General features: G+C 42.1%; 24 protein-coding genes, 1 pseudogene and 1 riboswitch. Of the genes and pseudogenes, 19 read left to right on the forward strand and 6 right to left on the reverse strand.

Translation table 11 applies throughout. From position 1 onward, the window contains the following. The first annotated feature begins 416 nt into the window (after positions 1-416). From M1D71_RS14100 to M1D71_RS14110, 3 genes are all read left to right on the forward strand, one after another. The gene (locus tag M1D71_RS14100) at positions 417-545 is read left to right on the forward strand and encodes a DUF6254 family protein (protein ID WP_219845137.1); all 129 of its coding nucleotides are present in this window, start codon (positions 417-419) and stop codon (positions 543-545) included. Positions 546-907: 362 nt separating this feature from the next. Next, positions 908-2,206: an NCS2 family permease gene (locus M1D71_RS14105; protein WP_458126977.1), complete on the forward strand. Its 1,299-nt coding sequence runs from the start codon at positions 908-910 to the stop codon at positions 2,204-2,206. Positions 2,207-2,367: 161 nt separating this feature from the next. Further along, positions 2,368-3,345 carry an alpha/beta hydrolase gene (locus M1D71_RS14110; RefSeq protein WP_458126978.1) on the forward strand — a complete coding sequence of 326 codons (978 nt, stop codon included), beginning with the start codon at positions 2,368-2,370 and terminating at the stop codon, positions 3,343-3,345. Positions 3,346-3,456: 111 nt separating this feature from the next. Here the strand turns inward: M1D71_RS14110 and M1D71_RS14115 are convergent, their stop codons facing one another. Further along, positions 3,457-4,608 (reverse strand): glycosyltransferase family 61 protein, encoded by a 1,152-nt coding sequence (locus M1D71_RS14115; RefSeq protein ID WP_458126979.1) that lies wholly within the window; start codon positions 4,606-4,608, stop codon positions 3,457-3,459. A 136-nt stretch (positions 4,609-4,744) separates the two neighbouring features. On the opposite strand from M1D71_RS14115, the gene M1D71_RS14120 reads away from it, so the two are divergent. From M1D71_RS14120 to M1D71_RS14130, 3 genes are read left to right on the forward strand one after another with little or no spacing between them, the layout of a single operon-like run. Continuing rightward, positions 4,745-5,512, forward strand: a complete 768-nt coding sequence (locus M1D71_RS14120) for a MerR family transcriptional regulator (RefSeq protein ID WP_458126980.1) — start codon at positions 4,745-4,747, stop codon at positions 5,510-5,512. 11 nt (positions 5,513-5,523) lie between these two features. Next, positions 5,524-6,168 carry a GNAT family N-acetyltransferase gene (locus M1D71_RS14125; protein WP_458126981.1) on the forward strand — a complete coding sequence of 215 codons (645 nt, stop codon included), beginning with the start codon at positions 5,524-5,526 and terminating at the stop codon, positions 6,166-6,168. After that, entirely contained in the window at positions 6,161-7,174 is a 1,014-nt protein-coding gene (locus M1D71_RS14130) for an alpha/beta hydrolase family protein (RefSeq protein WP_458126982.1), read from the forward strand. The genes M1D71_RS14125 and M1D71_RS14130 overlap by 8 nt, the downstream gene beginning before the upstream one ends. A gap of 114 nt (positions 7,175-7,288) precedes the next feature. On the opposite strand, the gene M1D71_RS14135 is transcribed toward M1D71_RS14130, so the two are convergent. Beyond that, on the reverse strand, positions 7,289-8,641 hold the full coding sequence (locus M1D71_RS14135) for an MATE family efflux transporter (RefSeq protein ID WP_458126983.1): 1,353 nt from the start codon (positions 8,639-8,641) through the stop codon (positions 7,289-7,291). Positions 8,642-8,777: 136 nt separating this feature from the next. Here M1D71_RS14135 and M1D71_RS14140 point away from each other — a divergent pair, with 136 nt between their 5' ends. Further along, on the forward strand, positions 8,778-9,461 hold the full coding sequence (locus M1D71_RS14140) for a TetR/AcrR family transcriptional regulator C-terminal domain-containing protein (RefSeq protein WP_458126984.1): 684 nt from the start codon (positions 8,778-8,780) through the stop codon (positions 9,459-9,461). Between the two features lie 46 nt (positions 9,462-9,507). Here the strand turns inward: M1D71_RS14140 and M1D71_RS14145 are convergent, their stop codons facing one another. Continuing rightward, complete coding sequence (locus tag M1D71_RS14145) at positions 9,508-10,395, reverse strand: LysR family transcriptional regulator (protein ID WP_458126985.1); 888 nt, start codon at positions 10,393-10,395, stop codon at positions 9,508-9,510. 157 nt (positions 10,396-10,552) lie between these two features. Between M1D71_RS14145 and M1D71_RS14150 the strand changes: the two genes are divergently transcribed. After that, complete coding sequence (locus M1D71_RS14150) at positions 10,553-10,717, forward strand: hypothetical protein (RefSeq protein WP_458126986.1); 165 nt, start codon at positions 10,553-10,555, stop codon at positions 10,715-10,717. Continuing rightward, a complete protein-coding gene (locus M1D71_RS14155; RefSeq protein WP_458126987.1) occupies positions 10,707-11,885 on the forward strand; it encodes an MFS transporter in 1,179 nt (392 codons plus the stop codon). Before M1D71_RS14150 ends, M1D71_RS14155 begins: the two co-directional genes overlap by 11 nt. Before the next feature lie 27 nt (positions 11,886-11,912). Here M1D71_RS14155 and M1D71_RS14160 read toward each other — a convergent pair whose 3' ends face one another. Continuing rightward, complete coding sequence (locus tag M1D71_RS14160) at positions 11,913-12,314, reverse strand: VOC family protein (protein ID WP_458126988.1); 402 nt, start codon at positions 12,312-12,314, stop codon at positions 11,913-11,915. A gap of 151 nt (positions 12,315-12,465) precedes the next feature. Between M1D71_RS14160 and M1D71_RS14165 the strand changes: the two genes are divergently transcribed. The 4 genes and pseudogenes from M1D71_RS14165 (at position 12,466) to M1D71_RS14180 (ending at position 16,980) form a co-directional block, all read left to right on the forward strand. Continuing rightward, complete coding sequence (locus M1D71_RS14165; RefSeq protein ID WP_458126989.1) at positions 12,466-13,491, forward strand: hypothetical protein; 1,026 nt, start codon at positions 12,466-12,468, stop codon at positions 13,489-13,491. A gap of 331 nt (positions 13,492-13,822) precedes the next feature. Next, positions 13,823-15,076: pseudogene (locus M1D71_RS14170) on the forward strand (carbohydrate-binding protein); the annotation flags it as partial. 90 nt (positions 15,077-15,166) lie between these two features. Continuing rightward, entirely contained in the window at positions 15,167-15,499 is a 333-nt protein-coding gene (locus M1D71_RS14175; protein ID WP_458127247.1) for a carbohydrate-binding protein, read from the forward strand. A 254-nt stretch (positions 15,500-15,753) separates the two neighbouring features. Beyond that, positions 15,754-16,980: a multidrug effflux MFS transporter gene (locus M1D71_RS14180; RefSeq protein WP_458126990.1), complete on the forward strand. Its 1,227-nt coding sequence runs from the start codon at positions 15,754-15,756 to the stop codon at positions 16,978-16,980. A 76-nt stretch (positions 16,981-17,056) separates the two neighbouring features. Here the strand turns inward: M1D71_RS14180 and M1D71_RS14185 are convergent, their stop codons facing one another. Next, entirely contained in the window at positions 17,057-17,557 is a 501-nt protein-coding gene (locus M1D71_RS14185; protein ID WP_458126991.1) for a spore coat protein, read from the reverse strand. 189 nt (positions 17,558-17,746) lie between these two features. Between M1D71_RS14185 and M1D71_RS14190 the strand changes: the two genes are divergently transcribed. After that, positions 17,747-18,373 (forward strand): spore coat protein, encoded by a 627-nt coding sequence (locus tag M1D71_RS14190; protein ID WP_458126992.1) that lies wholly within the window; start codon positions 17,747-17,749, stop codon positions 18,371-18,373. A 94-nt stretch (positions 18,374-18,467) separates the two neighbouring features. Here the strand turns inward: M1D71_RS14190 and M1D71_RS14195 are convergent, their stop codons facing one another. Beyond that, complete coding sequence (locus M1D71_RS14195; protein WP_458126993.1) at positions 18,468-18,647, reverse strand: H-type small acid-soluble spore protein; 180 nt, start codon at positions 18,645-18,647, stop codon at positions 18,468-18,470. Between the two features lie 356 nt (positions 18,648-19,003). Between M1D71_RS14195 and M1D71_RS14200 the strand changes: the two genes are divergently transcribed. The 5 genes from M1D71_RS14200 (at position 19,004) to M1D71_RS14220 (ending at position 25,566) form a co-directional block, all read left to right on the forward strand. After that, positions 19,004-20,134, forward strand: a complete 1,131-nt coding sequence (locus M1D71_RS14200) for a SpoIIE family protein phosphatase (RefSeq protein WP_458126994.1) — start codon at positions 19,004-19,006, stop codon at positions 20,132-20,134. A gap of 82 nt (positions 20,135-20,216) precedes the next feature. Next, positions 20,217-20,301, forward strand: a riboswitch (cyclic di-GMP riboswitch). A gap of 73 nt (positions 20,302-20,374) precedes the next feature. Further along, positions 20,375-22,426 carry a flagellar assembly protein A gene (locus tag M1D71_RS14205; protein WP_458126995.1) on the forward strand — a complete coding sequence of 684 codons (2,052 nt, stop codon included), beginning with the start codon at positions 20,375-20,377 and terminating at the stop codon, positions 22,424-22,426. A gap of 11 nt (positions 22,427-22,437) precedes the next feature. After that, a complete protein-coding gene (locus tag M1D71_RS14210; RefSeq protein WP_458126996.1) occupies positions 22,438-22,749 on the forward strand; it encodes an STAS domain-containing protein in 312 nt (103 codons plus the stop codon). A gap of 350 nt (positions 22,750-23,099) precedes the next feature. Beyond that, positions 23,100-23,543: a DUF5317 domain-containing protein gene (locus M1D71_RS14215; protein WP_458127248.1), complete on the forward strand. Its 444-nt coding sequence runs from the start codon at positions 23,100-23,102 to the stop codon at positions 23,541-23,543. Then, the gene (locus tag M1D71_RS14220) at positions 23,530-25,566 is read left to right on the forward strand and encodes an HD domain-containing phosphohydrolase (RefSeq protein ID WP_458126997.1); all 2,037 of its coding nucleotides are present in this window, start codon (positions 23,530-23,532) and stop codon (positions 25,564-25,566) included. Before M1D71_RS14215 ends, M1D71_RS14220 begins: the two co-directional genes overlap by 14 nt. The last annotated feature ends 2 nt before the right edge of the window (positions 25,567-25,568 follow it).

The following is a 25,568-nucleotide window of genomic DNA, read 5'->3' on the forward strand; positions in this document are numbered from 1 at the left end:
AGATACAAGATAGAATGTAAGGATTCGGTAGAAAATGGTGCCGGACCCGAACAAAGTACCACATATAAAAGCCGCTATTATAGCGGTTTTTTATGGTATAGGGGAACCAAGCTTTCATCACGAGCAAGAGCAGGATAAGAGCTTGTATTTTATCCCATTAGAGGGATAGATCCTGATTAAATATCTAGTTTGCGAGTACTGATCCATTTCACCATTTCAGGATCGTTTTTCTTTTTGCATATAATCACCTCCAGTTGTGGCATGTCTATAACATTCCTGCTCTAATAACCGATATCCAATTTGTCTTATATGTTTGCCTAATTCTCTTCTCACCTATGCATCCAGAATAAAGTTGTCCAAGAATGACATCATAAAGAAGTAGTATACATCTCAGTTTCCAGAGGAGGATATCTTTTATGGCTGACCAGAAGAAAAGAAAAGAAGCTGCCTGGAAGTCACGAAAGCAAGAACAGCATCCCCATGGCAAAATCAAATCGCTTAAAGAATTATCCAGCGAATATGAAGAGAAACCTACTACGAATTAAGCAAGAGACTGTCAGTGAACATTGCTGGCAGTCTTTCTTCATATGTTGCAGACATTGAGTAATAAGTACATACTCTATTCTAAAAACGAATGAATACAAGCAATAATGTCCGTATAGTTCGTAAATAACTGTGAACAAATCGTTAATTCATTGACATTGCATGTCATTTTAATTAGAATACGAAATGGACTTCAGGTTAAAACAGATATGAGTATCTTTATGTTTAGTTTAGAGCTTAGCTGTTGAATCTTTAAATCCTAACAACGAATATAGGAGCGACAATATTACAATCCTATATGAAGATTAGGATTTTTTGTTTTTAGCTTTGGAGTATAATTTGAAAGTTGGAGGCTGGCTTTACCATGGACAAATGGTTCAAACTTAAAGAACGAGGCACGAGCATCCCCACAGAAATTATCGCAGGGGTTACAACATTCTTCACAATGGTATACATAGTTATCGTAAACCCAGGAATACTCAGCAGCACGGGGATGGACTTTAACGGAGTATTCATAGCAACGGTACTGGCAAGTATTGTGGGAACTCTGATTATGGGAATATGGTCCAATTATCCGATCGTCATCGCACCGGGTATGGGCCTGAATGCATTCTTTGCCTATAGCGTAGTTGCTGGGTATGGCGTGTCTTGGCAGGTTGCACTGGGAGCCGTATTTATAGCAGGAATTTTGTTTATTATTTTATCTCTTACTTCATTCCGTTACATGTTGCTAGATGCAATTCCTGCAAGCTTAAAACATGCCATAACCGCTGGGATCGGATTGTTTATTACAACGGTAGGTTTGCAAAACGCCGGAATTATTGCCGATTCAGAATCGAATTTGATTACGATCGGGAACTTGGCTGAGCCAATGACTTATCTGACCATTATCGGATTGATTATTACCGTTGTGCTGATGGCTTATAATGTGAAAGGTTATCTGTTCATCGGAATGGTGGTTACAGCGATACTTGCCTGGATCATGGGATTATTCCAAATGCCGGAATCGATTGTATCCATGCCTCAAGGCCTCTCGTCAACGGCTCTGCAACTGGATCTGGCAGGCGTATTCTCGAATGGCTTGTATACGATCATATTTACCTTCTTGTTGATCACATTGTTTGATACGACGGGCACGATGCTCGGCGTTGCTGAACAAGCAGGACTACTGAAAGATGGGAAATTCCCGCGTTCGCGCGGTGCACTATTGGCAGATGCCGTAGGAACAACCTCAGGCGCTTTACTCGGAACAAGCCCAACATCGGCTTATATCGAGTCCAGCACAGGGGTGGCTGCAGGAGGAAGAACGGGACTAACAGCGGTAACGGTAAGTGTGCTGCTTGGGCTGACGTTGTTCTTCACACCGATCGTAAGCGTGATATCTGGTATTCCGGCGATCACTTCCCCGGCACTAATTATTGTTGGGTACTTTATGATTAACGTCATCAGCAAAATCAAATGGGATGATCTCGAAGAAGCATTTCCTGCCTTCCTGATTATCATCCTTACTCCATTGACGCATAGTATTGCGACAGGTATCGGCGTAGGCTTCATCTTCTATCCGGTACTCAAGCTGCTTCGCGGAAAAGGCAAGGATGTTCATCCGATATTCTATATTTTTGCGGTATTGTTCTTTATCCAGCTTGTGTTCCTAGACCACTAAACTGCACAAAAAAAGAGAACTGCTCTAACAAGCAGCTCTCTTTTTTTGTGCAGTTCATACTCCGTTCATATTCCCGTCATGAAGGGTACATCTTCCATGGTTACACTATACCTATGTCGCAAGAGCGGCTCTACAGATATAAAGGACAGGAGAAGATGGATATGGCAGAAACAGTGGAAGTAACAACAACGGGGACTAAGGGCCGTAAAAAACGGAACTTATGGTTAAAAATAATAGGTGGTATTGTCGGCGCGCTGGTGCTGTTCATGGGCATCACGTTTGTCGTTCATACGATAAGTAATGGGGTCGAGAAAAAGAAAATCGAATCGTACGGCCAATATGTCAATGTCGACGGGAAAAATATGAATGTGTCCATTCAAGGCAGCGGCGAACAGACCATTGTGCTTCTTCCTGGACAAGGAACTCCGTCGCCAGTACTTGATTTCCAATTGTTAATTGATGAATTAACCCCTGATTACAAAGTGGTGGCGATTGAGCCTTTCGGTTATGGATTAAGCGACCAGACCGAAACGGAGAGAACCACCGAGAATATCGTTAGTGAAATTCATGAAGCTGTAGAGCAGCTCGGTATAGATCGTTATATTCTGATGGGGCATTCCATCACGGGACTGTACGCAGCGACTTATGTGAACACGTATCCGGATGAAGTTTCTGCTTTTGTCGGTATTGACAGCAGTGTTCCGAATCAACCTGGCATGGATGTTAAATTACCTTTGAACCTAATGAAATTCCTTCAAAAATCGGGCCTAATGAGAGTCCTTCAAGCAGTGAGCGGTGATTCATATGCATCACTTGCATACGATGAACATACCAAAGAACAGATGAAATTGATTTCGAATCAAGTCTCGACGAATCCGACATTAGTAGATGAGCTTAAACACCTGGGTTCCAATTTCAAAAATGGAGAAAAACTCACGTATCCTCGTGATCTGCCAGTGCTTCTCTTTGTTCTTTCCAATAACGAGAAAAACCCGCAGTGGATTCCGCTACATGAAGAACAAGCCAAACAATCCGCGCAGGGCAAAATGATCCCAATGGAAGGTTCACATTATCTGCATCATACGAAATACAAAGAAATAGCCGAGGGATTCAACTCTTACATGAAACAAATCCAATAGGATGATTGATTATTAAACTGCGGTGCCGAATTTGGTGCCGTGTTTTTTTGTTATCAATATGGTCAACAAGTTAAAACAAATATGAACATCCTTTATCTTTGGTTTAGAAACTTAGCTATGTTCAGTTAGGCCAGCTAAACGAAGAGTCTGTTCCAGCCGATCCAGATCCACGGAGAAGTCCTCCAATCCCGGAAAATGCTCCTGTGTTGTCCCGTCTTCTTGCCCATACATCATATAATAATCAAGTTCGTTATGGTTACTGATCATCCAGTAAGTAGGTACAACATGCCGGATATGAAAGATTTCGACAACACGGGTTCCTTTACTGCAAAAAGCAAGATTGGCCAGTCCGGCTCCATGCGGTGAAACGATTGCTTTTGCGGAAGCAAAGAGCTGGACTTGTTGGGCTATGGTCCAATCCTCCAGGCAAACAGGGATAAATCCGTACACCTCCAAACGGCGGATGACTTCATCTTCATTAGCTATTCGTCGGGCAGAAGCTTTGCTCCGAGATATGAAAATGCGAACGGGGGAACGGAATGTTGTGTCGCGTCCGGGTAACATAAATGTCCGAAGGATAGCTGTGGCCCAAGGTGGATAATGAGAATTCATCATTAGGGAGGGCACGATCAATTGATCGGCCTGAATTTCCAGATCATCTCTAGTACGAATCACGGCCGAATCCGAGACGCCAAACATAGATAACGTTTCTTTTACAAAAGCTCCATGAGGATTCGGATTCATGACGAGGGATTCAAAAGCAACATTTAACATCCGAAGCATACCCAATCGCGGCAGAACATCATATAACCAATGAAAATAATTATGACTCCCGCAAAAAGTTAAAACGGCAGCAGTTCCATGGAGGTGCTGCTGTTCTTGAGCCTTCCTCCGATACAAAGCGGGGTGTTCTTCCAATGTCATCATTCTGTTTTGTCGTCGATCGTATTCCGGGGAAAGGTCGAATATCAGTTTTTCGTCGGATGTCAGGATCGCACCAGATGTTCCCCATACACGACCGTTTGATATGTATGCAACATATCCGCCCTCAGGATGAAGGGTATAAGGCATCAGATAACGGTGAATCTTCGTTTCAAGGGTTTTGGGGAGCTTGAATTCAGCGGCTCTGCCAAAGTCCACAGGGGAAATCCTTTCTTCGCCGCCCGGCGAAACGGAAGCGATCCATTCCATAACGTCTCTATAGGAACCGGAATTATTTGGGGTGTCGTCTGTCGATTTAACATTTCTGCATATTTCATTCATTGTTTGTTCCCTCCATGACCTTGCTAGTTGATCAAGAAGTCGCGAAACGCAGTGGACTTTAAAATAATGACTTGACCTTAGGTCAGACCTAAGGTTTATGCTTGTATTGTGAAAAACAGCAAAGGCGGTGAAAAAGTTGAGTGATGAAATTACGATCAGTGAGCTGGCAAAGCTCATGAATGTCTCTGTACATCAAATTCGTTATTTTGAAGAAAAAGGGGTATTAAACCCTGCTTATATAGCAGAAAACCAATACAGGATGTATGGGGTTGATGAAATCTACCGTCTATCTCATATTTTGTTGCTTCGAAAAATGGGACTGTCTGTTCAAATGATAAAGGAATGTTTGAGTAATATGACATCTCATCAAATCACCTCATTATTTCAGCAGGCTTTGGCGGACACGCAAACAGCTATCAATCAGCTTCAGCAAACAAAGCACCTTATCAGCAAGTTGCTGCAGGAGAAAGTTCATATTCCACGTGATGAAGAACAAGTAACTTATTCTATTGTTGCTCGTGAGGAGGTTCACTTATCACTGTGGTTCCATATGGAAGCGCAAGGATATTTACACGCAAGGAGACTGATCCAACACAACGGAAATATTTCAGATTTATTTGAAGCCGACATCCATTATGCATACGATGATACGGATACCGTAGGAATGTATATGCAAAAGGAGGGAGCGACCGATTTGGTTTTGCCCAGAGGAAACTACCTTTCTCGTCATGTATTTGTACACATTGAAACTGAACTCAAAGAACATATCAACGAATTTTATGCTTACGCCGAACATCAGGGCTATCCGTATCGCGGTCCACTTATTATGGTAGAGAAATCTTATTTATCTTTATTCACCCCAGAAAAGCTCCATTATGAGCTCTTGTTACAAATAATTGATTAAGGAGGCACACAGTGACGACTTCCATTCAGATAGAACCTGTTCGTCCCCCGTTTCATCAAGCTGTTGCCGAACTCATGGCTTATGGTTTCGGACACAAATTTCAAAAGATCACTTCATTGTCTACTTATGATTTGGCTTACGTATTTGAACAGTTGCTCAATCTTCCCCCTATGGAACAAAGTATTCTTCGAGTTATTGCCTGCCAAAATGATGAGATTGTTGGCACCATGTGTTTGAAATGGAAGGAAGCAAATAACAGGACAGCAATACAAACCGTTCCTGCTAACTTCCATTGGTGGGGCCAATGTAATAGGGTTGGTAAGTGGAAACTGTTTCAATTAATAATTGCTCTACATCTGCTGAAGCACAATCCTAAATTAGACGAATGTTATGTGGAAGATATCGTTGTACATCCACAGCATCAAGGCAAGGGAATTGGTACACAGTTGCTCCAATGGGCACAAAAATACATGTTGCAATCCAAACCACTGTCATTTCTTAGCTTGCATGTAGCAAGTCAGAACCATCCGGCAATCCAACTATATGAACGCTATCAATTCCAAAAGCAGTATAGCGCGAACAGCTTTCTGACCGGCTTTCTCTTAGGCGAAAACCAATGGCATTACATGATTTATAAAGGAGATACTTATGTTTAAACGGAAAAGAATATACATCTTAGGAATTGTGGCAATCTTATTGATGGTTGGTGCAGGACTGTACATAGTCGATCAAAGTGATTTTGACATGGTGGAACAATCCATTGAAATTCAAACACCGCAGGGCAAGTTAACAGGTACGTTGACTTTACCTAGGGACCCTTCCGGCAAGCTAGGGCTAGTACTGTTTATTCACGGTGATGGTCCTATAGACTCTACTCACGGTGAGGGATACAAGCCGTTGTGGGAGCGACTGGCATCGATCGGGTATGCGTCCTTGTCGCTGGATAAACGAGGAATCGGGGGTTCAGAGGGAAATTGGCTGGAGCAAAGCATGGATGATCGTGTTGTGGAGGCACAGCAAGCCATCGCATGGGCGAAAAAACAATCCATAATTGATGATTCCAAAATAGGAGTATGGGGCGCCAGCCAAGCAGGCTGGGTGATTCCTAAGCTTGCTGGCAAAGAGCATCTCGCCTTCAGTATCTTGGTATCTCCAGCGATAAACTGGTTGAAACAGGGGGAATACAACACACGCAGCCAGATGGCGAAGGATGGTCATTCCCCTGAGGAGATTCAAAATCGGGTCGATTATGAAAACCAGATTAAAGAGATTTTAAAAGAACATGGCACATATGAGGAGTACACCAAGATCGCTCGAGAGGATGATCTGATCTCCAAAGAACGCGGGAACTTTATAAGCAAAAATTTTGTTTCTGATGCTACTGGAGATTTGCATTATTTCAAAACACCTGTATTACTTTTGCTTGGAGAAGATGATGTGAATGTGGATATTGTTGATACAGAGCAAGCATATCGTAAAGGAATTAAGCCATCTTCCTTGCTTCATGTGAGAATCTTCTCTGACACAGAACATTCGATGCTACCAACCTCTATTGCAGGCTCACAATGGAAGCTATCACTACGATTCTTGTTTGCTCCGAGAAGCGTTACAGTGGATCGGTATATGGATGAAATAGAGCATATGTTGATAACGATTCCCTGATAACAGTTACAGTTACGGTCTCCTCGTACGCTAGAAAATAATTGTCATTTGGGAATGAAAGAGCAGGATCTCAGGGAGTTCCCTTATCCTGCCTTCTTGCAAGTAATGTGCTATCTACTGTACCAATTGTTCCAAATCCGGTTGCAATTTGGTCCGCAAAACATATAGCAATACGGCCCCAACAAGGAACGCCACGGCATCCGCAATAACGAGCGACCAGATCACTCCATGAAAGCCGTTCATTTGATTAGCGATATACAATACCGGAATTAGCGTAATTCCTTGAATTATGGACATAACAAACGCGGCGGTTCCTTGGGCTGTTGCTTGGAAGATCCCCATAAACAAAGAAGTCATTCCTGTAATAAACAAGGATAAGAATGTCACATGGAGAATGTAGCTACCCATTTCAATTAATTGCGGATCAGTCGTAAATAAACTAACCAAGTGGTCAGAGATCAGATAGACAATAAGACCGAACAGGACGGCTAAGCCCAAAATAGCTTTGATCGTGAATCCAATGGTTTGTTTCATGCGTAATTTATTCGCTGTGAATGAGAAGGCAATCAATGGCACGATTCCCTCGCACAAGCCCATCAGAATAAACTCAGGAAATTGCAATAAACGTGATGAAATTCCATAACCTGCAATGGCCTGATCCCCATATTCAACAAGAAAAAGGTTAAGAATAAGTGACATTGCCCCCAGGAAGACACTCATAACAAAGACGGGAATTCCAATTTTTAATACATTGCTCAGAATTTCCTTGGTCACCTTGAACCATTTCAGGGAGACGGTTAAGAACTGACTCTTATAACTCATATGGTAAGCGTAAAATGCACTCGCAACCAAGTTGGAGATGACGGTAGCAGATGCAACGCCAATCACGCCCCAATGGAAGACAAAAATGAATAGCGCATCGAGGATAATATTTATAACAACACTGAGAATCATACCGGTCATCGACGTGATTGCTGAACCCTCCGAGCGCACGATATTCTCCAGCGTGAAGAATAAGATGACGAAGGGTGAACCAATAAGCATAATCGTGACATACTCTTTCGTAAATCCGAAGGACTCTGGCGTTGCCCCCAGCCCATGAACGATTGGTTCGATCAGCGGGAGGCCAACGGCCATCACAATAATTCCGAGAACTAAACTACTGTAAAAGGCGAATGAAGATACATGCTTCAGATCATCGACTTTTTTCTCTCCCAGCAAACGGGAGATGAATGTACCACTGCCTATACCAATTAAATTACCAAGGGCCATGATGACCGCGAATAAAGGTAAAGTTAATGCGAGTGCGGTTAACATTGCTGTATTACCCAGTGTGCCAAGAAAATAGGCATTCAAGATGGAATAAATAACACTCATTGACGTGCCTAGCATCATTGGGACAGCAAAGTGAGCTACGGCTTTGGCGATTGGTGCTTTTTCAAAGTAATGGAGGTTTTCTGCATCCATGTGGGTCACTACTTTCTTCGTTAATATTGATTCAATCTAACACTGTTAGATTGAACCTTACAGTGTTAGATGTTATCATGAACGTATGAACCTGTAAAGCATAAACTTACACTGTTAGATAAAAGGGCGGATACCGATGAAAAAACAACAGCCTCAGATTTCGGAAGATAAGATTTTGGAAATTTCGTGGGAGCTTCTCGGAGAAGAGGGCATCGAGAAATTCAGCATGAGACGTTTGGCAGACAAGCTGGGGATTCAGGCTCCATCTCTATACTGGTACTTTAAGAGCAAGCAGACGCTCTACCAGCGTCTGGCCAATCAGATATCGAAAATTATTCTGGACGAGTTTCACACTGAAGGGGACTGGAAAGAGCAGATGGAGGGGCTTGCGGTGACGGTGCGGAGTGTGCTCAGCAGATACCCGTGCTCCACACAGCTCATGATGATGACGCTGCCCCACGAGCCGGACATGATCCGCTTCACCAACCGCATGTTGCTCTGCATGGAATCAACGCCACTAGAGCAAGAGCAGAAATTACAGGCCGTTCTTACACTTGTCAATTATGTATTCTATTTCGTACTGGACGATTATCAGCATCAGCGCAATATATCTGCTGTTATTAAGGACCAGGAAGCACTTCAGGGTGAAGAGATGGTTAGCCTTCTGGATTCTATGAGTGAGAAGGAAGCTGGTCTGTTCAGCAGGATGTATAAGAACGGTATGTTTGAGGTGATGGGAACCGACGGAGCTTTCGAGTTCGGATTAAAGCTGATTTTGCTCGGGATCGAACAAGTGATAAAGAAACCCACCGAGGAATAAACTCCGGTGGGTTTCTTCTTATACTCACGTTAATCCCTTTATCAGTCTAAAATTTAGCCTGAATTTCTTTTAAAAACAAATCCGCAGCAGTCGAAAAGACCTGATGTTTTTTCCAAACGATATTTAAACCAGATTCGAGTCTTGGCTCCAGGGGTCTGAAACAAAGATCGCTTTCACTGGACGTATTCACTATTTTATCAAGTGTTAATGCATAACCAATGCCTTCTTCAACCATAATGGCAGCATTATATGCAAGATTGTATGTAGTAACGACGTTTAATTTGTCAAAATCTTCACCAAACCAATCCGCAAACTCATTTTTCGAAAATGTCTGCTTCATTGACTGTCGTGAACAGATCAGTGGAACATGTAATAAGTCTGTGGATCGAATCGTTTCTTTGGAGGCGAGTGGACTTTCTTTTCTCATAACCACTCCCCAAACATCCTTGTCGGAGAAATTAATATAGTTATATTTTGAAACATCCGCTGGCTGGATTAGAACACCGAAGTCAAGGAGTCCCTTGTCGAGCCGCTCAGTAACATCATCTTCGTTACCGCTGTATAGGTGATATCGTATATTGGGATATTTGTTCTGCACGTCTTTTGCCACTCTTGCAATCTGTTTCATGGCTTCTGTTTCTCCACCGCCAATATAAATATCACCACTTATGGTTTCTTCCATGGATTGAAATTCTGCCTCTAATTTATCGACCATACCCACAATTTCTTCAGCTCTATTTCTTAAAAGCATACCTTCATCTGTGAGAATAATTCGGTAACTACTGCGGATAAATAATTTCTTTCCCAACTCTTGTTCAAGGTCTTTCAATTGTCTGGACAAGGTTGGCTGCGTAACATGCAAGAAATCAGCAGCACGTGTAATGCTTCCTTCTCTGGCGACCGTAAGAAAATAACGCAATACTCTAATCTCCATCTTAACTCCTCCTTTATCCTTCATATTCTACAATAAATCCTTCAGAAATGCCTTTCAAGCATAACTTGATATAAGATATGAGTATTTGCTATATGGTGTATAAACGCTAAACTAAAGAGCGAGGCAACTGGAGAAGAAACTGAAGGGAATGAATGATATGAATAAGACAAAGGTATGGTTTATCACTGGCGCTGGTCGAGGTATGGGCACTACTATTGCGAAGGCGGCTTTAACTGCTGGTGCAGAGCAGAAAATTGCCAAACTTCAGACAGAGATCAATGCTTACCGGGATCTCTCTAAATCCATGGCATATGACAACTAAACGAAATCACCTGCTTGTCTTCATACTGACCTTTGGTGTATTCGGTATATTAAATACGGAGATGGGTGTAATCGGAATCTTGCCTTTGATTGCAGACCATTACCAGGTCAGTATTTCAACCGCTGGTTTGATTGTGAGTCTTTTTGCGCTTGCGGTTGCTGTATCTGGTCCCATTTTGCCCTTATTATTTTCAGGCATGAACCGCAAGTATGTCATGTTGTTCGTGCTTGGCATTTTTATTGTGGGCAGCCTGGTCTCCGCCATCACATCAAACTTTACGGTATTGGTCATTGCACGTGTCGTTCCGGCTTTTTTCCATCCTGTCTATTGCTCATTGGCATTTACGGTTGCAGCAGCGTCAGTCCCCAAGGAAGAGGCTCCGAAGGCAGTGGCTAAAGTATTTGTAGGCGTGTCGGCAGGCATGGTACTCGGAGTACCCCTTTCGAGCTTGATTGCTACCAGCACATCGTTGTTCTATGCGATGTTGTTCTTTGCCGCCGTAACGATCGTCGCATTCGTAGCAACGCTTCTGTTCGTGCCCTCCATGCCAGTTACGAAAAAACTCTCTATGGGTACTCATCTGTATGTATTGAGAAGATCCGTGATGTGGCTATCCATTGCTGGTGTGATCTTCATGAACGGAGCTGTATTTGGGGTCTATAGTTATCTTGCCGAGTTCCTGAAAACCGTGACAAGATATGGCTGGAACACCGTCAGTGTGATGTTATTTCTATATGGCTTGGCTAATATGGTTGGGAACATGATAGCAGGAAAACTGCTCGCTAATTTCCCGTTAAGAACGGTCAAGATGTATCCCATTGCATTAATAACTGTTTACATCTTGTTGTTCACCTTCGGACAATTCAGTGTGCCAACAGCCTTCCTTATTTTCATTTGGGGGATCTTGGGAGGCATAGGGGGCAACATCACTCAATATTGGGTGGTATCTGCAGCACCAGAGGCACCCGAATTGTCGAATGGGATCTTTCTAACCTCTTCCAATCTGGGAACAACACTTGGTGCTAGTGCATGTGGACTAATCGTAACTGGAATAAGTACACAATATATCGTAGTTGGAGGAATCGTATTTCTAATATTAAGTATTGCAACGAACTACTTCAGAATCTCCATGACTGGCCGATTGAAGGGTTCCAATCTTGAAGGATAAGAGGCGGACATGGTGATAGGCTTTACATTACCGTTTCGGCATTTTGCTCTCATCCATATAGAGCAGGTTCCAGCGGTGACCGTCCAGGTCAGCAAATCCTGCACCATACATCCAGCCATCTATTTCACTCGGCTTGCCAAAGATGCTTCCTCCGGCAATCTCTACTTTTTGAATAAAAGCATCAACTTCTTCTCTGCTATCAGCACCAATGGAAAATATCACTTCTGCACTATGAGAAGTATCCGCAGTTTTTGCACCTGTAAATTTCTCAAACGCTGCATCCGGAAACAGTAGAATCGTCGTTGAGCCTATGACAAGCTGGGCTCTCTCGTTACCAACATTCTCCCCATGGAATCCGATCTCATTGAAAAAGGTGGTGGATTTCATAACATCTTTCACACGCAGGTTCATCCAGATTTTTTGTGACATGGCTGCAGCCTCCTAATATATACTTTCAACTACGTTAACTATACTCTACTTCTACCAGGGTTTGAACCCTCAGAGTGTTCTCTATATAATAACCATAATACTTACTTCACTTACCCAAGTTAGGGATAATTTGAAAAGAAGGTGATGGTTAATGAGCGAACCTTGGACTGCTTCAATGAGTGGTGCACCCTGGAATGATGACAAAATGAGTAACGCCGTCACTCAATTGCGAAACCGCGCTACGATAAGTTTTGTAGTTGGGCTGGACGAGGCGCATGATCTACGTCAACTGGATGAACATGTGTTTGCCAAACGCCCGGATCTGATTCTATCCATCTCAAACACTGATGTAAAAGGGCGTTATACCGAAGATTTTTTGGAGATTCTCGCTGCACTAAAGCATGTCACCGCTGTGCAGTTGGATCTCAAGCAACCACAAGATCTGAATAGACTGGGTGCGATGCAAAGGATGAAGTTTCTCAACATTCGCTCACCCAAAATTCAAAATTTGGATTTCATACGTAACTTTAAATATTTAGATTATCTCGCACTTAGCGGGAAATTCTCTGATCTCTCACCAATTGAGGACTGTATCCGACTGCGTACCCTGGTTTTAAACTGCACCATTGATCGACTTGATTTTGTTGTGGACCTGCCGTTAATCGAATATTTGGCTATCGATCAGTGTACATTGAGCGGTTCGCTTGAGGTCCTGGCTGAATCGAATATAAGCATGCTGAGATTATCCTCTATCCGTAATCTGACCGATATTGATGCAGTAGGGGCGCTACATAACCTAGTCTATCTACATCTATCATTACCTAAGATTGAGCGATTGTGCGACTTTTCAGGTATGAACAATCTCCGTCAACTAGAATTGGATTTCATGAAATCATTACAGGAGATTAACAATCTGTGGACTGCGAATCAATTAGAGGTACTGGTCTTGAAAGAGATACAAAAGGGGATCAAGGCGGAAGCTTTTGAGGGTTTGCTCGAAATGCAAAATTTGCGTCAACTGGATTTCCGTTTTATCGATCACAGCAAAGGTCGTATTGCTGCCATGCGTAAATTCATGATGGATGCAGGAAAAGGCGATCTTCTCTATGAGAATATCACTGAGGAAGAACGAATACAGTCCACGAGACTTGTGCATCTGTCCAAAATTCTAATGTAAGCATGACATGGTATAGATTGAACATTAGTACCCAAGCATAAGTAAGGAGAGAAGAGCAATCTCCAATGAGGTTGCTCTTTTGATCATGTCTTTTTTGTCTAACCCTATCTCTTAAAAAAAGATAAATATCAACAATAACCTATAATATATCAGGTTTTATTCCACAACATAATATAGTAACATTTACAAATAAATACTTTATTTATCATCTGATGCACTTTGAGAGGACGTGATATGTTAATTTCTATCCACTTTTGAAGTAGTTGAGAATGTTGAATACGCTTTCATTTGTGAGATCCATTTGAGGAGGATGAAGATATTGAAATTCAAAATGACACTAAAAAAATCAGTCCATGTTTTACTGGCATGTTTAACGGCTCTACCTCTGATGTTAACCCCGACACATGTGTCGGCTGCTAGTGACGCGAACATTAATTTATCCTCCGAAAAACAGCTCATCAAGGGTTTTGGGGGCATTAACCACCCAGCCTGGATCGGTGACTTGACGGCAGCTCAGCGTGAAACTGCCTTTGGTAACGGACAGAATCAGCTGGGCTTTTCCATTCTGAGAATCTATGTCGATGAGAATAGAAACAACTGGTACAGAGAGGTCGCTACCGCGAAAAGAGCGATTGAGCAAGGTGCACTTGTATTCGCTTCACCCTGGAATCCTCCCAGCGACATGGTCGAAACGTTTAATCATAACGGACAGACGAATGCCAAACGCCTGAAACACGATAAGTATGCCGCGTACGCGCAGCATCTGAACGATTTTGTCACTTACATGAAGAACAATGGTGTAGACCTGTATGCCATCTCTGTACAAAATGAACCCGATTATGCCCATGACTGGACCTGGTGGACACCACAGGAGATCCTTCGCTTCATGAAAGAGAATGCTGGCTCCATTCAGAATACAAAGGTTATGGCACCTGAATCGTTCCAATATTTAAAAAACATATCTGACCCGATCCTGAATGATCCTCAGGCACTCGCCAACATGGACATTCTGGGAGCACATACGTATGGAACCCAGTTCAAAGATTTTGCATACCCGCTCTTTAAGCAAAAAGGGGCCGGCAAAGAACTGTGGATGACCGAAGTGTATTACCCGAACAGTGATAACAACTCAGCGGATCGCTGGCCAGAGGCGCTGGATGTGTCCTATCACATGCACAACGCTATGGTTGAAGGTGATTTCCAGGCATATGTATGGTGGTACATTCGCAGACAGTACGGTCCAATGAGAGAAGATGGTACCATTAGTAAACGTGGATATAACATGGCTCATTTCTCCAAATTTGTACGTCCAGGCTATCTCAGAGTGGATGCAACCAAAAATCCCGATACCAACACGTTTGTTTCGGCCTACAAAGGGGATAACAAAGTGGTCATTGTGGCGATTAATCGCGGCACATCGGCTACAAGCCAAAGATTCGTTCTGCAGAACGGCAACGCTTCTACCGTATCTTCCTGGGTCACGGATAGTAGTCGAAACCTGGCAAGTGGAACACCGATTAACGTGTCAGGTGGAGCATTTACGCCACAGCTCCCGGCTCAAAGCGTAACCACGTTTGTAGCCAATGTAACCGGTAGCAGTGGTGGAAATCCAGGAAGTGCAACCACATATGAGGCAGAGAATGGTACCACATTTACCGATGCTGGCATTGAAACAATCTATCCAGGATACACAGGCTCCGGATACGTGAACTTTAACGCTATGACCGGTTCGGCCATTCAATGGAATGCCATCAACAACGCTACAACAGGTACCAAAAACGTAAAGTTTCGTTACGCCCTGGAAAGCGGAACACGTAACCTCGATATATTTGTCAACGGAACCAAAGTGATCAGTAACGAGCCCTTCCCGGCAACAGGAAGCTGGTCAACATGGAGTGAAAAGACCATTCAGGTTCCCATGAACACAGGAACCAATACGGTTAAAGTGGTCACAACCGGCACAGAAGGACCAAATGTAGATAACATTACAGTTACTGCAGCACAATAAGCACACTGTTCTACTAAATAAAGCCATATAACCAAACCCCCGTTCCAGATACGCTAGCCGGTATCTGGAACGGGGGTTATTTATTTTGACTTGACTTACAGTTAACTCTACCTCTTATACTTAGAATAGAGGTAGAATGAGAACCATTACGTAAATGTTCATAACAGGTGAGAAGGGAGAAGGAATGTGCTGATTCCATACAGCAAGATTTTACGGTATGACATTATATAAAAGGAATTGGAGATTTATTTAACATGACGAAGAGCACGAATTGGAATGTCTTTGGATTGGCCATACTGCTGGGTTTATTTTCGACATTAGGTCCATTTACGATTGATATGTATTTACCGGCTTTTCCTGAGATTGCAAAAAATCTGAATACAACTGCATCACTTGTACAATTTAGTCTTACTGCTTGTTTGTTAGGACTCGGTGTAGGTCAACTCGTTATGGGTCCTTTGAGTGATGCTTATGGTAGACGTAAACCCTTGTTGATCTGCATGGCAGCCTATATTATTTGTTCCTTGGCATGTGCCTTTGCTCCGAATATCGGACTATTGATTTTGTTTCGGTTCACTCAAGGATTTGCAGCATCAGCTGGGATTGTCATTTCTCGTGCGATAGCTAGAGATCTATACAGTGGACATGAACTTACTAAATTCTTCTCGCTGCTCTTGCTCGTGGGGAATTTGGGACCTTTGGCAGCACCTATCGCGGGAAGTGGAATTCTTTCATTCACGACATGGATTGGCGTGTTTGTCTCCCTTTCATTTCTGGGGATTTTCTTATTAATCATGACAAGATGGGGATTAAAAGAAACTCATCCAATTGAAAGACGCATGGTTCCTGACTTCAAACAGCAGTTAGGTAATTACAGAATGCTTCTGCGTGACCGCAAGTTTGTTGGCTACATGCTGGCACAGGGAATTATGACGGCAGGGGTCTTTGCTTATGTAGCAGGAACACCTTTTATTTATCAAAATATATATGGAGTCACACCAACTGTATTTGCCATATTATTTGCTTCAAACGGAATTAGTTTGATCATTGGTTCTCAAATCGTAGGTCGTTTGGCCAAACGCATACCTGAGCAGACCCTTCTATTATCTGGACTATGGCTTGCTTTAATAGCAAGTGTTGCTGCATTGGTCGTAACTCTGGCTCATGGTCCACTTTTTGCTTTGGTCATTCCATTGTTCTTCTTTGTTTGCTCGATCGGTATTACGTCAACAGCGGCATTCCCGCTTGCCATGGAGAGTCAAGCTAAGATGGCCGGAAGTGCAGCGGCACTCCTTGGAGTCGTTCCATTTCTTCTGGGTGCACTGGTTGCTCCTCTAGTTGGTATCGCAGGTGAGGATACTGCCGTCCCATTAGGACTCACTTTATTAATGACCAGTATCATTGCAATTGTTACTTATTTTCTTCTTGTTAAAAAAACCTTACATCAACCAACGCATGCCCAGACTGATCCTAACTTTTAGAATAGGATGTCATACAAGCTTCTTGTCAGAGAAAAACAACAGGCCTTCGATGACTCGAAGACCTGTTGTTTTTGAATTACAGAGATATCGCTTTATTCGCCATAGCAACGTCGTTGGCGAGGAGTTTAGGAAGATCATAAGAGGGGTAAAGCCCCCGCTCTAGCATAAAGTAAAATACTTTACCATGTAGTTGGATAGCAGCATTCAGTTGTTTCTGTAATGTTTCACGTAGTTGTGGAGTTGCAGTTTCGGTAATCGCAATGGCATAGTTGCGAACCGATGTTTTGGCAAAACTCAGCAACTGTCCAGCGTAAAAAGCAGTCATATCCATTTCATTACCACTATTTCTGGTTCCTTCTGGCGCTAATGGATAATATTGGAGGATCTCCTTTAAATTTTGTTCAATGCTTTTAATGGCTTCCATATAAAGTGCATGAAGATCTTGGTTCTTTACATCGTTCACTACCATTTTAAAATGTGTTAACTGATTGCTCTGAAAGGCTGTCAATTCGTGAAGCTCCATCGTTTCATGCCAAGCGAGATGCTGGTTTTGCCGATTTGGTTCATAAGTATACATTTGAATCCCTCCTAAAGTTATGTGTTAGCCTATGCATGGCGCCTATAAAAGGTACTGTAAAAGAGACGTATTCAAAAAAAAATTAAAATTATTCTGAATATATTGGGTCCATGAAATTCATAATAACCACAGACTGCGGATAGAGATAGCCACCATTTGCAGGAAACAACGAATAGGAGGAAATACAAAATGCAACTGCAAAACCATCAAAACATTGAAACAGGTACTGTTCCACCTCAACTGAACCATGGCGGGCATGAAATGTTTGATGTCCATGAAGTACTCGCAGGATCCATCAATACAATGAATTCGTATACTATGCTGAGTGAACACGTAAAGGATCCCGAGCTTCGAGACATCTTACAACGTCAGAAACAATTTATGGCTAATGAATACAACATAACATTGGAATGTTTTAAGACCGGACAAGATCCTGCCATGCCGACCCAGAGTTATAAAATGAATCAGGGTAATGATTTTACTTTTGGCATGAAACCAAGTCAACCCAAAAAGCCAATGCAAACTGCAGGTGAGATTTCTGACCAAACCATCTCCCTTAATATGTTAAATGCAGTAAAGTCGGGGGCGTTAATGAAAACAACAGCTGCATTAGAATCAACGAATCCAGTTGTACGCCGCGTACTTGCGGATTCCTTGCCAAACTGTATTGAGATGGCTTATGAGATCTCGATTTATCAAAATAAAAATGGTTTCTACCAAGTACCGCAGCTTGCTCAGCAAGACATGCAGCAAATGCAAAATAGTTACGCTCCTGCAATGCTTCAACCGCAAATTCCTGGTAACCTTCCTCACTAAAAATGAAGCGCCGTATCTCGAAATGAGATACGGCGTTTTATTTGTTTGTATTTCAAACTTCAAAACAGGACACCTAATGAAAGCCATCTTCAACCTAAGGGTGCTCAGTTATACTGGATAAAGGAACTGTCATTTCCTGCTCCGAGTCTCCGACAGGATAAATTCGGGCCGTTTCATCCTCATTGACATGCTGGATAAAGATAGGGGTATCCTGATAAGTTACCTTTTTCATAATGGTCGATTCAGATATTTCGATCGCTCTTTGTTTGTTCATAGGAGTTCTCCTTATTCCGAGTTTCATTTGTTTGATCAATAGGACGGTGAGTAGATATTGTTATTTTTTGGTCGAGTTGTGACGATTGTCCTTGAATTTCTGCGGCAGCCTCCATCTGATTATTCAGCTGCTGTTCAATCTTCCGATTCCATGTGCTTCTTGTTGCTGCCTACTCTTAGCCAAAACGATTCCTCCATGTTGTGATCGATTTTTATATTCTTTGCATCATTACATTGCACTAAAGCGTGTAAGCTTATGCAAAGTTTGTAGGAAAATCATTGAAATATTTTATTTGCTATACAAAATATGACGAAATTTGTCGAAGATATTCTTAACTTACTTGAAGGAGACGTATGATGAGCATAATAATTGTGGACGACTCCAATCTAAATTTATCCTTTATAAGGGACGTGTTAACTAAGGCGGGATATTGCAATATACAAACTGCCAGTTCTGCAGATCAAGTATTTGATTTATTAGGCATAGCTGACGGGAATTCCCCCCGTAAGCCGGCAGCGGTAGATTTAATTTTGCTGGATATAGTCATGCCAATAATGGATGGGATTACGGCTTGTAAAAAGATAAAGGAGCATGCTGTTTATTCTGATTTACCAATTATTTTCTTAACAGGAGACAGAAAACACTTTAAAGAGGCTTTTAATGCAGGAGGCATGGATTTCATAGAGAAAGGGGGACCGGAATATGAACTATTGGCCAGGGTTAAGTCAGCACTCCGATTAAAAAAAGAGATGGATATCCGTAAAACAAGGGACAATCGGATGCAAAAAGAACTACAGTTGGCCAAACATTTGCAAAATAGCGTGCTAAGCCCCTCTATTATGGAACATAACATTCAAATTCATGGGAAGTACATTCAATCGGAAGAAGTATCTGGAGATATGTTCTATTGGACTCGTATCGATGAGCATCGATACGGAGTTCTTTTAATTGATGTTTCAGGCCACGGCTTATCATCTGCATTGATCAGTATGTCCGTTAGATCCATGATGGATGAGATGGTAAACAGACGAGTGGACCCTGCTTTAGTCTGTGATGAGCTAAATCGGCAAATGATACGTTTATTTACCAACAGTAAACTCACTGTTTATTTTACAGCAATATATATACTTATTGATCTCAATGTAGGGGAAATATATTACTTCAATGCAGGGCACCCTCCAGGTTTAGTCTTGCTTGAAAACAGGGAGACGATTCAACTCAAAGGAACGACTATACCTATTGGAATCAAAACAGAGATTGATAGTCGTATACAGACATGGAAAATACAAGGGGAAACTAGAATATTACTATATACCGATGGCTTGGTTGAAGTTCCCGGTCACTCAATCAAAGATGGGATTTCCCAACTAGAACGTTATGCCAAGAGTTTGATTCACCTCGATAATGATTCTTTTGTGGACCGAATTGAAGAATGGGTTCAGCACAAAACGGATGATGTTTGTATTATCTCTATAAATCTAAAATAATTTGGTAGAAAAATGTTGTATTTTGTCGATTGAATGGATATAATCTAGGAGAAAATAATAGGGATAAAGTACTAATTAAATTGGGTAATAAAGGCAAACTCACTGAAAGGTGGGGACGCAAAGCCACGGGCCTAAGTGTAATCATATAAGGCGGCCGGGTTGCCAAAAGGGGGTATAGCGACTTTTCTTTTTGGGATTAGTCCTTTTTTTCTCACGGGGCAATGCGGATTAAGCCGATAGATGAGTGAGGGGTATATAATGAAAAGGACTGTGATATCCAGAGGGAAGACGGTAACCGAAGCTGTCAATCTCGGATTGGAACTGCTCGGTGTCACAAAGGAAAACGCGAATATTGAAATCATCGAAAATGGGTCTAAAGGGCTATTTGGAATTAGATCTAAACCGGCATCCGTTAAAGTTTCAGTTATTCAACCCTTAAAACAAATACCAGGAGAGCTCATTTCGGATATTAATACGGATTGGAATGAAACGAAGATGGAGGCGGAGAATTATGTAAATTTAAATGCCTCTCCGCGGTCTGTAGAAGGTAAGGTATGGGTAGAAGAAGGGCGAATTATGGCTCAGGCCTCGCCTGATAACTATCCTCTTATCAGTCCGGTAACTGGTGCCCTAATCAGGAAAAATGGAACTTTGATTGATCAAACCGTAACGGTGACCGAGCTTGATGAAATCAGTATTACGTTGGATGAGGATAGAATTGAACCCGTCTGGAAGATTACAGTGGATGAAGACCTGATGAAGGTAACAGTTAGCGTGACTCCTGGATATCGACTATATCGCCGTTTGCTTGATTCAGCCCCCAGTACCCATTTGTTAATCGAGTTCGAAGAGATCAGACAGCCCAGTTCCATTGTGCCAGAAGTGATAACCTCTTTCTTGAGAGAGCAAATGATCACTTATGGGATTATATACGATAATATCTTGAAGGCTTGCAACACAACAGAGCCAGGGTCTTTTCAAATTGCCTCAGGGCTCCTCCCGACACAGGGTATTAACGGCAGCTTTGAAATGGCATTTGATACGTTAGCCAGAAATGTACAACCAAAAACACGAAAAGACGGTACAGTCGATTACCGGGAGATCAAAGAGTTTCCAACTGTAAATGAGGGGCAGATCCTCGGACAAATCAAACCTCCCATATCGGGAACACCTGGCGTAAATGTGAAAGGGGAAGATGTTCCGCCTCTACCCGTTTCTGCAATTGTTCCATTGGAAGGAAAAGGGACGCTCTGGACGGAAAATGGCACACAAGCAGTAGCCATTAAGGCGGGGATGCCGCAGATTCATCAATACGGACTTCGTGTTCGGGTAGCGATTATCCCCAAACTGTTACATGGTGGGGACGTAAACATGGAGACGGGTAATATACATTTTCAAGGCGATGTAGAGATTACGGGGTCTGTGCAAGACAACATGAAAATCGAAGCAAGCGGCAGCATTCTTGTACACGGCAATGCAAATATGGCAAATTTAAATGCTTCCCAATCTTTAATAGTACATGCCAATATTATATCGAGCAAAATTACGGTCGGAAAAGGAAGCATGCTCCATGCAGAAATGGAGCCTATGCTAAAGGAAATATCGGTAAAGATGCGCTCATTGAAATCAGCTATTGAACAAATCAGTCAAGCAGCTGCCTTCAAAATGAATGACTTTAATGCTTCCGGCTTGCGTCCCTTACTAAATGTGTTATTACGAGGGAAGTTCAAAAGTTTTAATGAAATACTCCATCAAATCGATGAAAAAATCAACATGAATAAATCCTACCTGGATGAGGACTGGCATCTCTATGCGAAACAAATCCATAGCGGATTTTTAAATACGCTGAACAGTCATTTCCGGGGAATTGGAGATCTGGAAGACTTCCAACAAGTGACTGAATACCTTCATTCCATGGTTGAGCCTCCAGTAGAAAATAGTATATTCGCAAAGTTCAATTACGCACATAATAGCAATATCTACTCTGGAGGCGATATTAGCATAAGCAAAGGTTGTTATAACAGTATGGTGTATTGTCAGGGTCATATGGAGGTCTACGGGTTCCTCAGAGGAGGAGTATACTTCGCCAATAAGGGCTTAAGTATTAATGAAGTGGGCACAGAGGGGAATGTAACTACCAAATTGCATACACCTGAAGGCTCTGATATTCAGATCCGAAAGGCTTACACCGGAACTACTGTACAGATTGGCAAACAAGTTCACACTTTTACCAAAGATACTCAACAAATCCACGCCCGTCTTAATGAGGATGGGGAGCTAATACTTAGTTAGGAGTGGTTTCTATGTTCACATATGAATTAGCGATTCAAAATACTAATGCCATCGTTATCTGCAAGGGTGATATCGATATTGATGCCAGCGACCTGTTTGAGGATGATATTCAGCCCGCATTAAGAGGATGTACAGTTATCTGTTTCGACTTTACAGAGGTCTATTTTGTAGATTCTTCAGGAATAGGGTTGATTATCAAGTTAGTCAATGACCTGCAAGAGTCCGGGGTAACCGTACGGATTGAAAAGATCAGACCGGAAGTTGTAGAAGTATTCGAACTTTTGCAGATTGATGAAATTCTTGGTAAAGAAACGTTTGCGTAATTAGTGGTAAAGCTGATTTTCCGGTTTACGCTGGAAAATAACATATATGCGCTAAATTTAGTGCAAAACGGCTTGGGGGGGAGGGACTTGTTATGAAGAATCGTATCCTTCGCATCGTGTACAGTAGTGCTGTACTTGCTGCACTTGCACTGGCAACAGTGGTTCAAAGACCTTGGAACTAATGAATAAATAATGCAGGGACCGGAATCACTCCGGTCTCTCTATCCAAAAAAAATCAGGGTGTGAGAAGAATGATTTATTTTGTATTAGCAGGTATCATCATAGCATTCTTCTTAAAAAGGGATTTGGTTTATTCCCTGCTTCATCTCCATTTCAAAGCTTCAGTGCTCATGTTCAGCAGTCTGGGTCTCCAGATTCTTCTTGCTTACTATACTAAATATACAGGGAATAAGATCCCGTACTTACTAGAGGTAACTTTTTTCATGATGCTGGTATGTCTCTGGCTTAACAGGGCGAAGCCGGGCATCAAGTTGATCCTGAGCGGGTGTTTGCTGAATTTCATCGTATTGACTGTTAACGGGGGAAAGATGCCAGTATCTTTAATCGCTTTGAAGGCAGCGCGTCTAGAACATTTGAATGACTACAGTCATTCATCCCGTCATCAAGGTATGGAAGACAGTCATCTGTACTGGCTTGGGGACTGGATTCCCTTTATCACCCCTGTAGGCACTAATTATGTACTGAGTCCCGGAGATGTCCTGGTTGGATTTGGTTTGATTTTGTTTATCCTCGGTATATCCAAACGGAGAATTGCTGCTTATGAAAACCATTAACCTATACACAGTGGCGCTTTTTATAACAGGAGTATCGGCCCTAATTTACTTAATTTTTAACAGCAACGACATTCAGTTTACTGGTTCCATCTCCATATTGATATTAATCATATTATTAGATTTATTTCCTGTCAAATTGTTAAGCGGGGATGAATATAGCGGTGGAATTATGGGCTTTCTAATTCTGCTTATAGCCTATGGTCCGGAGACCGCCATATTCGGTATGTATCTTAGTACGATAATGTATTTCCTCAAATCCTCACATTGGAAAATACACAAGCTGGCTTTCTATCGTCTGTTCTCAACGATAGGGATGTATACCATTTGTATTTTCATAACCCATCTACTTATTGTAGTACTGGGAGATATATCGATATATATTATTTCGGCTTTCGGGGCGATGGTTTTTGAAACAGTCAATATCCTCTTGATCTCCGGAATCTATGCTACTGTGACAGGGGCAAAGTTTTTTGAACAAATTCAGTTTAAGATTAAAGAAGTAATTATTCCTGTCTTACTGTGTACGGCCGTCGTTCCGCATTTTATGGAGGAACTCGCAGATCATTTGGTTTTTGAGACATTCCACACGGCTATATTCCTATTTTTTATCATCTTTTTTTCAAGGAGTTTTCTTCAACAATTCCAGCTTCGTAAACGGGCTTCTGAAGAGTTCATTCGTCTTTGTGAGTTCAGGCAGTCGCGCCCCTTTCACGGCCATGGTTCAAGAACAGGTGAGATTATGGAACATGTCTTGGATCGGGTCGCCTATTCCGGGAGGAAAAGAAATGAGTTAATTATGACGGCCATTCTTCATGATATCGGTAAGACCAAGATCTCCTCCCATATTCTTACGAAACGCGGAGCTTTGTCTCTGACAGAGGAGAAAGAATACCAATCTCATACTGACGAAGGTGCCGAAATTATTTTTAATATTATGGGCAATAAACAAATCGCGGATTGGATTAGATACCATCACGAAAGGTATGACGGAAAAGGGTTTCCATACGGTTTAAAAGGTAAAAAGATCCCTCTTGAATCTAGAATCATAAGCTTATGTAATCAGTTGGATCATCTAATGCTTGAATATAGTAATGACGAATACGTTATCCAAAGTCTTCAACTGTTATCAGGAAAAGTGCTTGATCCGCTTCTAGTTAGTTATCTGGATGTATCAGATATCGAATCCATCCGTAGTATGTTGGTGTATCAGAGAGAGCCTGAGAAGTATGCGTCTGAGCCCGAAGCGAGTACCTGTGACAACGGAGCATTCATTGGTGGGACAAGCCTCCTTAAATATAGTTTCAATGAGGGTTTTCTCGGTGATATACCTCCAACGGACATGCTTGATAGCATAAGTGATCTAGCCATCCGTTCTCTTCAGAAGGGAGATGCCTTCTTTGAGACTCTTAGAAGCGGCGGAAAATCCTACGAAGCACACTTCTATCCTGAAAATGAGCAAGTCACAATTGTTATGACAGATATTACACCTGCCATCATTTACCGCGAGGAAATGCATCGTAATATAATGAGTTCATATAAAGATGTTATAGAGACGCTTTCCAATCGTAAGGTTGACCTTTGTCTGATTCAAGAAGAGATCAAAGAGCAACTGGGGACATTTATTGCTACTTTAGAAGTGAATTCAAAAGCAGATGTTGCTTTAAGCAGGACTTTTGTTGCGGAGCACTACGCTGATCATTCGGATGCGAAAAGATTGATGCACATCAAGCTGGCTGTTTCGGAAGGGGTGACCAATCTGATCAAACATGCTGAGCGAGGGAAGATTTCATTATATCGTCGGAATGATATTCTACAAGTACTCATTACCGACAACGGATCAGGTATTCCTCTGCACGAACTACCCAAAACTATTCTCATATCCGGATATAGCAGCAAACGCTCCATGGGTAAGGGGTTTGCCTTGATTCATGCTTCTTCCGATCATGTAGCGCTTCATACGAACACGATGGGAACTTCTTTACTGATGGAGTTTTTAAATACGAAAGATGGTGAGGAGGTGTAGTC

The organism is Paenibacillus sp. Z3-2 (genome assembly GCF_054161325.1).